Raw genomic sequence first — 14164 nt, 5'->3', positions numbered from 1 at the left:
TTGTCCCAACAGGAGGTTACAAAGCATGTTCGGAGGATTTACACGAGACCTGGGTATCGACCTGGGCACAGCTAACACGCTCGTATACGTCAAAGGCAAAGGCATCGTCGTCAGGGAGCCCTCCGTGGTCGCCCTTCGTACCGATACAAAGAAGATCGAGGCCGTCGGCGAAGCCGCCAAAAAAATGATCGGACGGACCCCCGGCAATATTCGCGCCATCCGTCCGATGAAGGACGGCGTCATCGCCGACTTCGACACGACCGCTACGATGATCAAGTACTTTTTTGAACCGCGCCCAGAAGCAGCGCTCCTTCCCTTCGCGCCATCCCAACGTGATGATCTGCGTGCCTTCCGGCATCACCGCCGTCGAGAAGCGCGCGGTCGAAGACGCCGCCAAGCAAGCCGGCGCGCGCGACGCCGTCACGATCGAAGAGCCGTTCGCGGCGGCGATCGGCGCGGACCTGCCCGTCTGGGAGCCGACAGGCAGCATGGTCGTCGATATCGGCGGCGGCACGACCGAGGTCGCGGTCATCTCGCTCGGCGGCATCGTCACCAGCCGCTCGATCCGCGTGGCGGGCGACGAGATGGACGAGTCGATCATGCAGTACATCAAGCGTCTCTACAATCTGATGATCGGCGAGCGCACGAGCGAACAGCTCAAGATGGAGATCGGTTCGGCGCTGCCGCTCGACAAGATGGAGTCGATCGAGATTCGCGGCCGCGACCTGGTCAGCGGTCTGCCGAAGACGCTCGCCATCACGTCCGACGAGATCACCGAAGCGCTGGCCGATACGGTGAACGCGATCGTCGACGCCGTCAAGGTGACGCTCGAGAAGTGCCCGCCCGAGCTGTCCGCGGACATCATGGACCGCGGCATCGTGCTGACGGGCGGCGGCGGCCTGCTTCGCAATCTGGACAAGCTGCTCGCAAGAGAGACCGGCATGCCGGTCATCGTCGCCGAGAATCCGCTCGATTGCGTGGCGATCGGCACCGGCAGGGCGCTCGAAAATATCCATCTGTTCAAGTCCAAGGGCTCTTCTCGCGGGCGTTAATGCGCCGGGTACCGCCGTTCGGCGGCATGTCAGAAGCAGGTGATCGTTATTTTTAAATTATTCGGAACCAAACGTTTATTCATTCTCATGATCGGCTTGATCCTATTTATCGCCGTCATGGGGTTCACCTTGCGCCGCAGCGGCTTGACGTGGCCCGAACGCTTCGTCAACGACGCGTTCGGGACGGTGCAAAGCGCGTTGTACCGGCCGGTCGGAGCGGTCGCGGGCTTCTTCCGCGACCTCGGCCGGCTTTCCGACGTCTACAAGGAGAACGAAGAGCTGCGCCGCACTGTCGCCATGTACACGCAGGATCAGATCCGCTACAACCGGATCGCGAGCGAGAACGAGCGTTACAAAAAAAGAGCTTGAGTTCAAGCAGCGGCAAGAGCAATTATTCAATTATAAGCAGGTAATCGCACAGGTGATCGCAAGCGGCTCCAATCCGTACGACAAGACGATCAAGATCGATCAGGGCGCACACGACGGGGTCAAAGCCGGAATGGCGGTCGTCACCGTGGACGGACTCGTCGGTCTGGTCAGCAAGGTGTCCGAGTTCACGTCGACCGTCATGCCGATCACCGAGCTGGACTCCGCGGCCCCGGACACGCTCCAGATCTCCGCGACCGTATCGGGCAAGGAACAGCAAGTATTCGGCATCGTCGACTACGACAAGGAAAACGGCGTCATGCGCATGAGCAAAATCGACGAAAACGCGAACGTGGCCGAGGGCGATACCGTCGTTACGTCCGGCATGGGCGGCGTATTGCCCAAGGGCCTGGTCATCGGCAAGGTGCTGTCCAATCAGGTCGGCGACTTCGGCCTCACGCATACGGCGACGATCCAGCCGGCCGCCAAGTTCGATCATCTGTACGAAGTATTCGTCGTCATGACGCCGGATCCGGATAAGCCATGACGAAGATCCGAATGAACCGGGCCATCGTGGCTACGCTCGTCCTGCTGCTGATCCAGACCTCGGTGCTGCCCTGGCTCGTGCCTGCCGCATGGAGCGGCCGGCTGCTGCTGCATCTTCCGTTCGTCATGACGGTTTTCGTCGCGCTGCTGGGCGGCCGGCATCGCGCTTTTTTTGTTCGGACTCGGGTTCGGGTTGCTCGAGGATATGCTGTTTTACGGCCATATGATCGGCGCGTACGCTTTCGGCATGGCCCTGTTCGGATATTTGATCGGGCTCGCCTTCGAGCGCAAGCTTAGCACGCTGGCCTTCGTCCTGCTATTGACCGGCGCGGGCGGCGGTTTGCTCGACATGCTCGTCTATTTCGTGTACAAGCTGTTCTCGCTCACGCACTTAAGCGCCAGCTTCGTCTTCTACTGGCAGGTGCTGCCGACGCTGCTGCTGCACATGCTGGTCGCCTTGGCGCTGTACTTGCCTTCGCGACGCTACCTGATCCGGCAAGTCGTATCGCAATCGGAGGCAAGCCGAAGGCAACTAAAACCTTCGCGCCGGCGACGGAGCGGAGCAGCCATGCAGGAATTCGGGCTTCCCTGCCCGAATTGGTTAGCAGTAGGAGGGACGAGCCGTGAATGTCAAATCGCTAGTGACGATCAAAGGAATCAAGGACGGACTCGTATTTCTGCTCGACGACGCCTGCGAGCTCGAAGCGCTGATCCAGGAACTCGAAGCCAAGCTGGAAAAGCACGAGCAGCAGCTGGCGGGGCCGATCGTGCATATCCAGATCAAGCTTGGAGCCCGTCAGCTTCCCGAGGAAGACAAAGAGCGCATTCGCTCGATTATTCGCAAGCAGGGCAATTTCGTCGTTCAATCGATCGAGAGCGATCCGCTTCCCGTCGGACCGGCCGACTATAGCGCCTATAAGGTCGAGACGGTCACCGGCATCGTCCGCTCCGGGCAGACGCTCGAGCACGAAGGGCATTTGCTGCTGCTAGGGGACGTCAATCCCGGCGGGGCGGTCCGGAGTACGGGAGATATTTATATAATGGGCGCGCTTCGAGGCGTGGCTCACGCCGGTTGCGCCGGTCATTCGGAGGCGATCATCGCGGCGTCGCTCATGAAGCCGACGCAGCTTCGCATCGCCGAGGTGATCAGCCGGCCGCCCGACGAATGGGCCAGGGGCGAATCGTGGATGGAATACGCTTATTTAAAGGACGGCGCCATGCAAATCGACAAGGTGGCGCATCTGCACCATATCCGCAATCGAGCCTTGCAGGCCAAAGGAGTGTAGAACGATGGGTGAAGCGATAGTCGTGACATCGGGCAAGGGCGGCGTCGGCAAGACGACGACCTCCGCGAACGTCGGCACGGCCCTGGCGCTCATGGGCAAAAAGGTGTGCATGATCGATACCGATATCGGTCTGCGCAATCTGGACGTCGTGATGGGTCTCGAAAACCGGATCATTTACGATCTGATCGACGTGGCCGAGGGGCGATGCCGCCTGAACCAGGCGCTCGTGAAGGACAAGCGCTTCGACGAGCTGTACATGCTGCCGGCCGCGCAGACGAAAGACAAAAACGACATTTCGCCCGACCAGGTTCGCAAGATCGTGGAAGAGCTGAAGCCCGATTTCGACTATGTCATTATCGATTGTCCGGCCGGGATCGAGCAGGGCTTCCGCAATGCGATCGCCGGCGCCGATCATGCCATCGTCGTGACGACGCCTGAAAACGCGGCCGTCCGGGACGCCGACCGGGTCATCGGCCTGCTCGAAAAAACGAATATTTCGCAGCCCAAGCTCATCATCAACCGGATTCGTCCGAATCTGCTGAAGAGCGGGGACATGCTCGAGGTCGACGATATAATCCAGGTGCTGGCGATCGATCTGATCGGCATCGTGCCGGACGACGAGGATGTCATCAAGGCGGCGAACCAGGGCGAGCCGACCGTCATGAATCCGAACTCCCGCGCCGCGATGGCCTACCGCAACGTCGCGCGCCGCATTCTCGGCGAGACCGTGCCGCTGATGCACCTGGAAGAAAAATCCGGCGTGCTGCGGCGCATGCGCAAGTTTCTCGGAATGGGTTGATCTGAATTGCTTAACCGTCTTAAAAAAATCGATCTGATCATGCTGCTGTGCCTGTTCGGCTTCATGGCGATCAGCGCGCTGCTCGTGCGCAGCGCGACGAGTATGGATGCCGGATATTCCGGCAAGCCGATGCAGCAGCTCATCTTTTACTGTATCGGGTTCGTGCTCATTTTGCTGACGACGTTGTTCAATTACAGGCTGCTGCTGAAGACCTGGTATGTTTGGTACGGTCTCGGACTTGCGCTGCTTGTCGCCGTCTACCTGTTCGCGACTCCGGTCAACGGTGCCAAGAGCTGGTTCGAGCTGCCGGGCAACATTCAGTTCCAGCCTGCAGAAGTTGTTAAGATTTTCCTTATTATCACCGTTGCTTGGCTCATGGGACGCAGGCAGGGCGACCCTTTATCGATGCGCAAGGACGTGCTGTTGATCGCGGCGGTCTCGTTCGTTCCTTTTTTTGCTCGTCATGATTCAGCCGGATCTCGGCAACGCAACCATCTACGTATTTATCGTGCTCGGCATGTTATGGATCGGCAACGTGCGTTATTCGTACGTCCTCATCGGTCTTGCCGCCGTCGTAGGCGGAATTTTGCTATTTTACACGCTGTTTAATTCGTACAATCAAGAGATCAAGACCTACCTGGAAGACCACAACAAAGGCCACTGGTACCAACGGATCAACACGTACATCCATCCGGATGAAGCGTCCGCGGACGCGAAGCGCCAGACCGAATACGCCAAGATCGCGATCGGATCCGGCGGACTGGCCGGGGACGGATACATGCAGGGCGAGTCCAAAAATCGCAAGTTCATCCCCTACACGTACTCGGATTCGATCTTCGTCGTCGTCGGGGAAGAATTCGGCTTCCAGGGCGCGGCGGTGCTGCTCCTCCTGTATTTCGTTTTCATATACAGGATGATCATCATCGCTTACCAGTGCATCGACATTAAAGGCTCGTTCATCATTATCGGCATCGCTTCGATGCTCGTGTTCCAGATTTTCCAAAATGTCGGGATGATGATCGGCCTGATGCCGCTCACCGGCATCACGCTGCCGTTCGTCAGCTATGGCGGCACCTCGCTATTGCTCAACATGCTGTCCATCGGACTCGTGTTCAGCATCAGGGCGCATCAGGAGAAATACACGCTCGAAGATTAAATATGCTTTGCCGTTCAGCCGTCCCGTCGCGTCTTCTTCCAAGACGCGGGGACGGCTGTTTGCGTACGCGGAGGTCTATGAGGTCTATTCCTTGTCCTACAGCCATAAGGTGTTAGAAGTAGAGGACAAGGAGGGCTCGGCATGGCGAAGAAATCGGACAAGCGGGATACGTGGCGGACGGGCAGCGCCGCGGGGGACGCGGGCCCCGGAGGCGGCGCGCCGTCGGCGCCGTACGCGTACAGGCCGTATTCGCCGGAGGAGCTGGAGGCCGATCCCGAGCTGTGGTGGAAGGAGCGGCAACGCCAGCTCCGGATGAGCGCCGCCTGGCATCCGATCGTGAAGACGAGGCGGCGCGGGGAGCGCGACGGTTCAGCTCGGGATATCGGACCGATCGGCAGTCTGAGCCGGGGCGTGGAGAAGACGCTCGGCGATCTGCCGAACGCCCTCACCGGCGTTCGGGACGAGCGCGATGCCGTCAGCGCCTCCGCCGCCGGCGGAATCGCCGGCGCGTCCAAAGGGAATGGCGACGGCAGGGAGTCAAGGCGTCCTGCGGGCGGCGTAATGAGCGGAACCTCGGGAGGACTTAGCGGCACGGCCGGCCAAACATCGGGCGGTACGAGCCTTTACGGAGGCGGCGCGCCGATCGCGCCCTGGTACAACGAATCGCCCGGTTCGGACGCGGGACGCCGGCCGCCCGGAGGAGGATTCGATAATCGCGGGCTGCTAGCGCGCCTGAGGCGGGGATTCGTCATGCGCGCAGCGGTCGCTCTTCTGCTCTACGGCGCGGCATGGGGCTGGCTGAAATGGGAGCTGCCGGGCAGCGGGGATGCCGAAGCGTGGATGACGGTGGCGGTGACGCAGGACATGGATTTCTCCGCCGCCGAAGCCTGGTACGGCCGCATGTTCGGAGATTCGCCGTCGTTCCTGCCCGTGTTCCGCCGCGGCGCCGGCGACGTCGAGGAAGTGACCGCGGAGTGGGACGGCCAGCAGACGGTCGCGCCCGTTCAGGGCCGGATCGCGGAGACGTACAAGCAAAACGGCACCGGCGTAAGGATCGAGGCGGCTCCGGGCAGCGCGGTGAGCGCCGTTCACAGCGGACGCGTCATCCAGGTCACGCTTTCTTCCCAGGGAGACGCGACCGTCCTCGTACAGCACGCCGGACGGATCGTGACCGTCTACGGGGGCGTCAGCGCGACTTCGGTGCGGGCGGACGATTGGGTCGAAGCGGGCGGCAAACTCGGCGTGCTCGGGCCGGCGGCAGACGGAGCGAGCGGCAGCTCTCTTTATTTCGCGATTCGCCTCGGGGACCGTTCGCTCGATCCGCAGGAAGTGATTCCTTTTGATTAAACTCGGGGGGCATCGCCTTCAGGTTCCACCCCCCTCTTCGTGCTTCTCATGCTGCTCTCCGTCCTCACCGGCCGCTTCCAGGAGATGATCGCGCTTTTTTTTATCGTGCTGCTGCACGAGCTTGCCCATTTATGGACCGCGCTTCGCTTCGGGTGGAAAATCCGCGAGGTGAAGCTGCTCCCATTCGGCGGCGTCGTCGAGACGGAAGAAGCCGGCTCCGTGCCGGCGCGCGAAGAAGCGCTCGTCGCGGCCGCGGGCCCGGCGTACAACGCGCTGCTGTCGCTGGCGGCTTGGGGGCTTGGCCAGGCCGGTCTGATCGATCAGGCTTGGGCCGAGGATTTTGCCAGAGCGAGCGGCTTGATCGCCGCCTTCAACCTCCTGCCCGTGCTTCCGCTCGACGGCGGCAGGCTGCTGCAATGCTGGTTTTGCCTGCATTTCCCCTATCATCGCACGCTCGTTTGGTCCGCCCGCATCAGCCTGCTGTTCAGTGCTGCCGTCGTGCTCGGCGCTTTGTCTCCGCCGCTCTACGGCGGGCTCGTTCACCTCAATTTACTCGCGATCGGCTTGTTTTTGTTTGCCTCCAATTGGACGTACATGCGCAATCTGCCGTTCGTCTTTCTGCGTTTTCTCGTCCGGAGGGCGGAGCGATCCGCGAGCCGGATCGAGACGGGGACGCTGGCGCAGCCCATCGTCGTGTCGCGTCACCGGCAGCTGTCGCACGTCGTCCGCTTGCTTATGAAAGAGCGCTACCACCTCGTTTACATGATGGATCACGGGAAGATTTCGCGCGTTTTGCCCGAAGGACAGGTCATCGACGGCTTTTTGGGCAGCTTGGCGGAAGGGAATGCGGATTTTCGCTTTTTCATGTAGAATGGGTTAAAACGGCTAAATTACGCGGCCCGGACAGCGATCGCTCCGGACAGCGAGACCGTTCGCCCAGGAGGTTGGCATGAAGCAGCTCTTCGTTCACTGCACGCGCAACGTGACTCAGTCCTCGCTTCTCGAAGACGGCGTGCTGACCGAATTCAGCGTCGAGCGTTCGGAGGGCACCTCCTTGGTCGGGAACATTTATTTGGGGCGCGTCGTCAACGTCCTGCCCGGCATGCAGGCGGCGTTCGTCGACATCGGGCTACCCAAAAACGCCTTCCTGTACGTGGACGACGTTCTTCACCCGCACCTGGACCGGCAGCCCAAGACGAAGCCGTCCATCGCCGAGCTGCTGAAGCCGGGCGACCGGCGCATCGTCCAGATTATGAAGGAGCCGCTCGGCGGCAAAGGCGCGCGGATCACGACGCACTATTCGCTGCCCGGACGCTGCCTTGTTTATATGCCCCACGCCGATTACGTCGGCGTATCCAAGAAAATCGAACAGGAACAAGAGCGCGCCAGGCTCAAGGGACTGGCCGAGGAGCTGCGGGAAGCCGGAGAAGGGCTCATTTTGCGGACCAGCGCCGAAGGCGAGTCGCGGGAGTCGCTCGCGCGGGACCTCGAAGGGCTGCGCAACGTATGGCGCCATATCTCTGAGCGCGGCGCGGCGGCCGAGGCGCCCGCGGAGCTCCATCGGGACTTCGGTCTCGTGCAGCGCACGGTAAGGGACGTATTCAAGCCCGATATGGAAGCGCTGATCGTCGACGACGAGCGCGCTTTCCGGGATGCGCGCGCTTATCTGCAGCAGACTGCGCCGCACCTGGAAAAACGCGTCAAGCTGCATGCCGAATCCGCGCCGCTTTACGAGCATTTCGGGATCAAGTCGCAGATCGACCGGGCTTTCCAGCGGCGCGTGGCGCTGCGGAGCGGCGGCTATCTGGTGTTCGACCATACGGAGGCGTTGACCGTCGTCGACGTCAACACGGGCAAGTATACGGGGGCGACCGATCTCGAAGAGACGGTTTTTCAGACGAATCTCGAAGCGGCGGCCGAGATCGCCAGGCTGCTCCGTCTTCGCGACATCGGCGGCATCGTCGTCGTGGATTTCATCGACATGACGGACGACGAACACCGCAGACGGGTGGTCGAGCGGATCGAGGAGACGATGCGGCAAGACCGGACCAAATGCCAGGTCGTCGGGTGGACGAGGCTCGGCTTGCTGGAGATTACGAGAAAAAAAACGCGCGCGGATCTGATGAGCTACTTTTACGAGACGTGCATCGCCTGCAAAGGAACGGGCAGAACGTACGTAAGGTGATGCTCGAAGCAAACGTGTTGCCACGGGCGGCCGCGTGTGATAGAATACTCTAGTGCGTGCAATGGGCTCCTGTCAATTGCAAGCTACAACCGCACTCCAAAGGGTAGCGAAGACCGGACGTTCGCGGCCGGCACCCCATGAGGCGAGTCTTAGACATGAGGGAGGTGCACACATGTACGCGATTATCGAGACTGGCGGCAAGCAATACAAGGTTCAAGCCGGCGACGTCATCTTCGTGGAGAAGCTCTCCGCAGGCGAAGGCGACAGCGTGACGTTTGACAAGGTTCTGGCCGTATCCAGCGACAAGGGCTTCGTTACCGGAGCTCCGCTTCTGTCCGGCGCTAGCGTGACGGGCAAGGTAGAGAAGCACGTCAAGGGCGAGAAGATCATCGTCTTCCACTATAAACCGAAGAAGAACGAGCGCAAGAAGCAAGGCCATCGCCAACCGTACACCAAGGTGACGATCGAGAGCATCCAGGCTTAAGAGGCGCAGGATGATCAAGATCGACATTCGCCGCGACGAGCGGCAGCGGATCGAGTCCTTCGAAGTATCCGGGCACGCGGGATACGACGATCCGGGTAAGGATATCGTATGCGCGGGCGTGTCGGCCGTCACGGTCGGCGCGGTCAACGCCATCGAGCGCCTGACCGGCATCGTGCCGAAGGCAAAGGTGAAGTCGGGCTTTCTCTCCGCGGACATGCCGCCCGAGGGCGTCGAATCCGATCGCGTCCAGCTTTTGCTGGAGGGGATGGTCGTCGCGCTGGAGGACATCGCGGAGGCTTATGCGAAGCACGTTCGGCTCAAGCAATAATTAAGCACAGAAGGAGGTTGACACCATGTTGAAGCTCAATCTTCAGCTCTTCGCTTCGAAGAAGGGCGTAGGTTCCACGAAGAACGGACGCGATAGCCAATCGAAGCGTCTGGGCGCCAAGCGCGCCGACGGCCAAGCCGTTACCGGCGGCACGATCCTCGTTCGCCAACGCGGCACGAAGATTCACCCGGGCAACAACGTCGGCATCGGCAAGGACGATACGCTGTTCGCACTTGTCGAAGGCGTCGTGAAGTTCGAGCGCTGGGGACGCGATCGCAAGAAAGTTAGCGTCTATCCGGCTCCGGTGGCGCCAGTCGCCGCCGCACTTGAATAATCGACATCCAGAACCCCGGCCGCGCGTAGTGGCCGGGGTTTTTGCGTCGGCGGGCACGAATGGGGCTTCTGCCATCTACAAGGCAGCCTGCGTCGGCTGTATCCAAAGCGGGGAAAAGTAATGATGCCTAGACAAAAAGCCTACGGCTTAATGCTTGCTTCTGCGACGCTCCTGATCCCGGCTGGCGCGGTCGTGGCGTGGCGAGATCGGGTGTGGCCGATCGCGCTGTTTCTCGTGTGGGCGGTCGCCGCAGCCTTAATCGCGGCAATCATCGAACGGCGTGCCTGCAAGCGGGACACGGCCAGGCTCCTGGAGCGCGCTTCGCGCGACATCGTCAAGTCTCGCCAAGACCTCGTCGGCACGCTCAGCCATCATCGTCACGACTGGATGAACGAGCTGCAGATTCTGTACGGCTACCTGCGCATGCAAAAAATCGATAAGGCGATCGCCGTCGTGGACAGAATAAAAGAAGAGATGGAGCGCGACAGCCGCATATCGCGGCTGGGCAGCCCGGAGCTGTCCGCTTATCTGCTCTCCTTCCGGACGTTCTGCGACACATTGACGCTCGATGCGCGCGTAGACGAGAATCTGCAGGCGTCCTGCGTCTCGTCGGCTGGGCCGGAGCGCGTCTCCCGGGCCGCGATCGGCACGATCAATGCCTATCGGGTCCGCGCCTCGGCGGCCACGGCGGAAGAGAACAAGCTCCGGATCGTCTTTTCGGAGCATCGCGGCGAGCTGCGGATCGAGGCGTCGTACGAAGGCGGCTGGTCCGCCTGGAGCAGTCTGCGCGAGGACGTCGCCCGGACGCTGCCGGACGGGGCGCGGTTGACCGAATCGGAAGACGGGGATGGGGAAGACGGCGCCCGCAAGCTGACGGTCGTCGTGCCGTTCGAATGATTGCATTATCAGATTGCCTGCTCATCGAAGCGGAAACGAGAGTGATCACAACATGTTTGTAGACAAGGCGAAAATATACGTCAAAGGCGGGGACGGCGGCGACGGGCTCGTCGCGTTCCGCAGGGAACTGTACGTGCCCGAAGGCGGTCCGGCGGGCGGCGACGGCGGGGACGGCGGCGACGTCGTGTTCCAGGTCGACGAGGGGCTTCGCACGCTCATGGACTTCAGGTATCAGAAGCACTTCAAGGCTACCAGGGGAGAAAAAGGGCGCAACAAGTCCCAGCACGGCGCCAACGCGGAGGACATGATCGTGCGCGTGCCTCCGGGCACGGTCGTCTTCGACGACGATACGGGCGAGATGGTGGCCGACCTGACGCAGCACGGCCAGGCGGTCGTCATCGCGAAGGGCGGCCGCGGCGGCCGCGGCAATACGCGCTTCAAGAGCTCCGTCAACACCGCACCGGCCGTCGCCGAGAACGGCGAAGAGGGACAGGAGCGCTGGGTGACGCTGGAGCTGAAGGTGATGGCGGACGTCGGCCTCGTCGGATTTCCGAGCGTCGGCAAGTCCACGCTGTTGTCGGTCGTCTCCGGGGCGCGGCCGAAGATCGGCGCCTACCACTTCACGACGCTGACGCCGAACCTCGGCGTCGTCGAGCTCGGCGACGACCGCAGCTTCGTCATGGCGGATCTGCCCGGTCTGATCGAGGGCGCGCACGCCGGCGTCGGGCTCGGCCACGAGTTTCTTCGCCACGTGGAGCGGACGCGCGTCATCGTGCATGTCGTGGATATGTCCGGTCTCGAAGGGCGCGATCCGTTCGAAGACTGGGTCAAGATCAACGAGGAGCTCAAGCTCTATAACTTGAAGCTGACCGAGCGTCCGCAGATCGTCGCTGCGAACAAGATGGATATGCCCGAATCCGAAGACAACCTGACGGCGTTCAAGGACAAGCTCGCGGAAGTCCGCTCGGACATCGAAGTTTTCCCGATCTCGTCGCTCACGCGAGCCGGCGTGCCGGAGCTGCTGTACAAGACGGCCGAGGTGCTGGCGTCCGCGCCGGATCCGGCCGAATTGGCCGCGCAAGAGGCAAGAGAAGCCGAAGAGGCCGAAGGCGTCGTATACCGGCTGGAGCATCGCGAGGAAGTGCACGATTATACGATCTCCCGGGATAACGAGGCGTTCGTCGTCGAGGGCGAATCGATCGAACGGCTGCTGAGGCGGACGCAGTTCGGCTCGTACGAGGCGGTCATGCGTTTCGCTCGCATCATGCGCAAGATCGGGCTTGACGCCGATCTGCGCAAGCGCGGCGCCAAGAATGGCAGCACCATTCGAATCGGCGACTTCGAGTTCGAGTTTTTCGAAGGCGGCGAGCAAGAGTACTTGTACGAAGAAGAATAAGCGCTTGGCGGCCCTTCGAGCAGCGCCCGGCACGGAGCCTTATCGCCAGCCGGCATTCGCGGCGCGGAGATAAGGCTCTTTTTTAATGCCATTCAACTATTGCCGGCAAGTGGTCGATCGGATATAATGTCCACTATACACAAACATGCGTCTTTCCTAGGAGGACGGGGATGGCGGAGCAATATTACGCGGTGCGCGAGGATCTGCTGCCAGACGGCATGCGCAAGGCCGAACAAGCGAAGGCGATGCTGCGGCGCGGCGAAGCGGCGACGGTGGGCGAGGCAGCCGAGCGCGCGGGCATAAGCCGCAGCGCCTTTTACAAGTACAAAGACGGCGTATATGCGCTCGATCAGGCGGCGAGAGCGTCGATCGCGACGCTCTCGATCGATCTGGAGCATCGCTCGGGCATTCTGTCCAGAATGCTGGCGCTGCTCGCGGACAGCGGAGGCAACGTGCTTACGATCACGCAGTCCATTCCGCTGCAGGGCCTGGCGAACGTCGTCGTCACGATCGACGCGGCGCAAATGACGGGCGGCATCGGCGAGCTGGTCGAGCGGCTGAAGGCGCTGGACGGCGTCCGGCGGGCGTCGATCGTCGGACGCAGCTGACGGAAGCGATCGGGCGCAATGAAGGCATGCAGAGCATGAAGCGGAGGAGAAAAGCTATGAAGCCGGTAAAAGTTGGATTGATGGGATTGGGCACCGTAGGGACCGGCGTCGTCCGGATCGTGGAGGGTCATCAGGCGGATCTGCAGAGCCAGGTCGCTTCGCCGATCGAGATCGCGAAGATTCTGGTCAAGGATGCATCGAAGTCGCGCAGCGTGGTCGTCGATGCGTCGAAGCTCACCGAGGATCCTTGGGAGCTCGTGCGCGACGAAGAGATCGACATCATCGTCGAAGTGATGGGCGGGGTAGGCGCCACGAAGGAGCTGCTGCTCGAGGCGCTCGAGCGGGGCAAGCATATCGTCACCGCGAACAAAGACCTCATGGCGCTGCATGGCCAGGAGATTTTGGCCAAGGCCAAGGAGAAGGGATGCGACGTCTTTTACGAGGCCAGCGTGGCCGGCGGCATCCCGATCATCCGCACGCTTATCGAAGGTTTTTCTTCGGACCGGATCACGAAGATCATGGGCATCGTCAACGGGACGACCAACTATATCCTGACGAAGATGAGCCAGGAGGGCGCCGACTATCAGGACGTTTTGAAGGAAGCGCAGGCGCTTGGCTATGCGGAGGCGGATCCGACGTCCGACGTCGAAGGCCTCGACGCTGCGCGCAAGATGACGATCTTGTCGACGCTGGGCTTCCGCGCGAACGTGGCGCTGGAAGACGTGGACGTGCGGGGCATCAGCGCCGTCACGCAGGAGGATATCCGCTACGCGCACCAGCTGGGCTGCGAGATCAAGCTGCTCGGCATCGCCGAGCGGCAGGACGACTATATCAGCGTGAGCGTGCAGCCGACGCTCGTGCGCCGCAGCCATCCGATCGCCTCCGTTAACGGCGTGTTCAACGCCGTATACGTGCACGGCGAAGCGGTCGGCGAGACGATGTTCTACGGACCGGGCGCAGGCGAGATGCCGACGGCGACGTCCATCGTGGCCGACCTCGTGGCGGTCGTCAAAAATATGAAGCTCGGCGTCAACGGCCGTCAGTCGTCCCTTTCCTACAAAGAGAAGAAGCTGAAAACCGACGAACAGATCGCTTCGAAGTATTTCATGCTGCTGCATGTCGAAGACCGTGCGGGCGTATTGATGCAGATCGCCCAGGTGTTCTCGAAGTACGACGTCAGCATCGAATCCGTCATGCAGCCCGCCACGCCGGACCAGCAGGGCGCGCAGTTGATCATTTCCACGCATGCGGCAGACAAGGCTTCGATGAATGCCGTCCAGAAGGCGTTCGAGGAGCTGCCTGCGGTCAAGACGATCAAAAGCGTCTACCGCGTCGAGGGCTGATCCTGCGGCTGAGGCAGCGAATCCGAAAGAGGGGTAA

General features: G+C 61.4%; 17 protein-coding genes, 2 pseudogenes and 1 other annotated feature. All 19 genes and pseudogenes read left to right on the top strand.

Annotated elements, in window-relative coordinates; all coding sequences use genetic code 11:
* Positions 1 to 25 precede the first annotated feature (25 nt).
* The 19 genes and pseudogenes from OMP40_RS33735 to OMP40_RS33655 all read left to right on the top strand — a co-directional run bounded on the left by OMP40_RS33735 (position 26) and on the right by OMP40_RS33655 (position 14127).
* A pseudogene (locus OMP40_RS33735) lies at positions 26 to 1052 on the top strand (rod shape-determining protein).
* Between the two features lie 39 nt (positions 1053 to 1091).
* Positions 1092 to 1421, top strand: a complete 330-nt coding sequence (locus OMP40_RS33730; RefSeq protein WP_277537831.1) for a hypothetical protein — start codon at positions 1092 to 1094, stop codon at positions 1419 to 1421.
* Complete coding sequence (mreC, locus tag OMP40_RS33725) at positions 1342 to 1965, top strand: rod shape-determining protein MreC (RefSeq protein WP_338131353.1); 624 nt, start codon at positions 1342 to 1344, stop codon at positions 1963 to 1965. The genes OMP40_RS33730 and mreC overlap by 80 nt, the downstream gene beginning before the upstream one ends.
* Positions 1962 to 2261, top strand: coding sequence for a hypothetical protein (locus OMP40_RS33720; protein WP_277537830.1), 300 nt, complete (start codon positions 1962 to 1964; stop codon positions 2259 to 2261). Before mreC ends, OMP40_RS33720 begins: the two co-directional genes overlap by 4 nt.
* Positions 2170 to 2394, top strand: a pseudogene (locus OMP40_RS42695) (hypothetical protein); the annotation flags it as partial. The gene OMP40_RS33720 and the pseudogene OMP40_RS42695, both read left to right, overlap by 92 nt.
* Before the next feature lie 193 nt (positions 2395 to 2587).
* Positions 2588 to 3250 carry a septum site-determining protein MinC gene (locus tag OMP40_RS33715; protein ID WP_277537828.1) on the top strand — a complete coding sequence of 221 codons (663 nt, stop codon included), beginning with the start codon at positions 2588 to 2590 and terminating at the stop codon, positions 3248 to 3250.
* A gap of 4 nt (positions 3251 to 3254) precedes the next feature.
* A complete protein-coding gene (gene minD, locus OMP40_RS33710) occupies positions 3255 to 4049 on the top strand; it encodes a septum site-determining protein MinD (RefSeq protein WP_217596187.1) in 795 nt (264 codons plus the stop codon).
* Between the two features lie 6 nt (positions 4050 to 4055).
* Positions 4056 to 4658, top strand: a complete 603-nt coding sequence (locus tag OMP40_RS40820) for an FtsW/RodA/SpoVE family cell cycle protein (RefSeq protein ID WP_338131312.1) — start codon at positions 4056 to 4058, stop codon at positions 4656 to 4658.
* Entirely contained in the window at positions 4558 to 5205 is a 648-nt protein-coding gene (locus OMP40_RS40815) for an FtsW/RodA/SpoVE family cell cycle protein (protein ID WP_338131311.1), read from the top strand. Before OMP40_RS40820 ends, OMP40_RS40815 begins: the two co-directional genes overlap by 101 nt.
* A 141-nt stretch (positions 5206 to 5346) precedes the next feature.
* Positions 5347 to 6552, top strand: coding sequence for a M23 family metallopeptidase (locus tag OMP40_RS33700; RefSeq protein ID WP_277537825.1), 1206 nt, complete (start codon positions 5347 to 5349; stop codon positions 6550 to 6552).
* 48 nt (positions 6553 to 6600) lie between these two features.
* Positions 6601 to 7422: a M50 family metallopeptidase gene (locus tag OMP40_RS33695; protein ID WP_277538201.1), complete on the top strand. Its 822-nt coding sequence runs from the start codon at positions 6601 to 6603 to the stop codon at positions 7420 to 7422.
* 79 nt (positions 7423 to 7501) lie between these two features.
* The gene (locus OMP40_RS33690) at positions 7502 to 8737 is read left to right on the top strand and encodes an Rne/Rng family ribonuclease (RefSeq protein ID WP_277537823.1); all 1236 of its coding nucleotides are present in this window, start codon (positions 7502 to 7504) and stop codon (positions 8735 to 8737) included.
* A gap of 77 nt (positions 8738 to 8814) precedes the next feature.
* Positions 8815 to 8897, top strand: a sequence feature (ribosomal protein L21 leader region).
* Positions 8898 to 8909: 12 nt separating this feature from the next.
* Complete coding sequence (rplU, locus tag OMP40_RS33685; protein ID WP_090115596.1) at positions 8910 to 9221, top strand: 50S ribosomal protein L21; 312 nt, start codon at positions 8910 to 8912, stop codon at positions 9219 to 9221.
* A gap of 10 nt (positions 9222 to 9231) precedes the next feature.
* Positions 9232 to 9549 (top strand): ribosomal-processing cysteine protease Prp, encoded by a 318-nt coding sequence (locus OMP40_RS33680; RefSeq protein WP_277537821.1) that lies wholly within the window; start codon positions 9232 to 9234, stop codon positions 9547 to 9549.
* Positions 9550 to 9574: 25 nt separating this feature from the next.
* Positions 9575 to 9883, top strand: coding sequence for a 50S ribosomal protein L27 (gene rpmA, locus OMP40_RS33675; protein WP_090115598.1), 309 nt, complete (start codon positions 9575 to 9577; stop codon positions 9881 to 9883).
* Between the two features lie 120 nt (positions 9884 to 10003).
* Positions 10004 to 10780, top strand: a complete 777-nt coding sequence (locus OMP40_RS33670; RefSeq protein ID WP_277537817.1) for a Spo0B domain-containing protein — start codon at positions 10004 to 10006, stop codon at positions 10778 to 10780.
* Between the two features lie 52 nt (positions 10781 to 10832).
* Positions 10833 to 12176, top strand: a complete 1344-nt coding sequence (gene obgE / locus OMP40_RS33665) for a GTPase ObgE (RefSeq protein ID WP_277537814.1) — start codon at positions 10833 to 10835, stop codon at positions 12174 to 12176.
* A gap of 170 nt (positions 12177 to 12346) precedes the next feature.
* Positions 12347 to 12784, top strand: coding sequence for an ACT domain-containing protein (locus tag OMP40_RS33660; RefSeq protein WP_277537813.1), 438 nt, complete (start codon positions 12347 to 12349; stop codon positions 12782 to 12784).
* A 56-nt stretch (positions 12785 to 12840) separates the two neighbouring features.
* Positions 12841 to 14127: a homoserine dehydrogenase gene (locus OMP40_RS33655; RefSeq protein WP_277537811.1), complete on the top strand. Its 1287-nt coding sequence runs from the start codon at positions 12841 to 12843 to the stop codon at positions 14125 to 14127.
* The last annotated feature ends 37 nt before the right edge of the window (positions 14128 to 14164 follow it).

Source organism: Cohnella rhizosphaerae (genome assembly GCF_029525575.1).
GTDB classification, from domain to species: Bacteria; Bacillota; Bacilli; order Paenibacillales; family Paenibacillaceae; genus Cohnella; species Cohnella rhizosphaerae.
Note: the sequence above shows the minus strand (reverse complement) of the source record. Positions and strands in the feature narration are given on the sequence as shown.

Coding starts and splice junctions, on each gene's coding strand:
- OMP40_RS33690 (WP_277537823.1), top strand. CDS start 7,502: ATGAAGCAGCTCTTCGTTCACTGCACGCGCAACGTGACTCAGTCCTCG.
- OMP40_RS33695 (WP_277538201.1), top strand. CDS start 6,601: ATGCTGCTCTCCGTCCTCACCGGCCGCTTCCAGGAGATGATCGCGCTT.
- minD (WP_217596187.1), top strand. CDS start 3,255: ATGGGTGAAGCGATAGTCGTGACATCGGGCAAGGGCGGCGTCGGCAAG.
- rplU (WP_090115596.1), top strand. CDS start 8,910: ATGTACGCGATTATCGAGACTGGCGGCAAGCAATACAAGGTTCAAGCC.
- OMP40_RS33660 (WP_277537813.1), top strand. CDS start 12,347: ATGGCGGAGCAATATTACGCGGTGCGCGAGGATCTGCTGCCAGACGGC.
- OMP40_RS33655 (WP_277537811.1), top strand. CDS start 12,841: ATGAAGCCGGTAAAAGTTGGATTGATGGGATTGGGCACCGTAGGGACC.
- rpmA (WP_090115598.1), top strand. CDS start 9,575: ATGTTGAAGCTCAATCTTCAGCTCTTCGCTTCGAAGAAGGGCGTAGGT.
- OMP40_RS33670 (WP_277537817.1), top strand. CDS start 10,004: ATGATGCCTAGACAAAAAGCCTACGGCTTAATGCTTGCTTCTGCGACG.
- OMP40_RS33720 (WP_277537830.1), top strand. CDS start 1,962: ATGACGAAGATCCGAATGAACCGGGCCATCGTGGCTACGCTCGTCCTG.
- OMP40_RS33700 (WP_277537825.1), top strand. CDS start 5,347: ATGGCGAAGAAATCGGACAAGCGGGATACGTGGCGGACGGGCAGCGCC.
- obgE (WP_277537814.1), top strand. CDS start 10,833: ATGTTTGTAGACAAGGCGAAAATATACGTCAAAGGCGGGGACGGCGGC.
- OMP40_RS33680 (WP_277537821.1), top strand. CDS start 9,232: ATGATCAAGATCGACATTCGCCGCGACGAGCGGCAGCGGATCGAGTCC.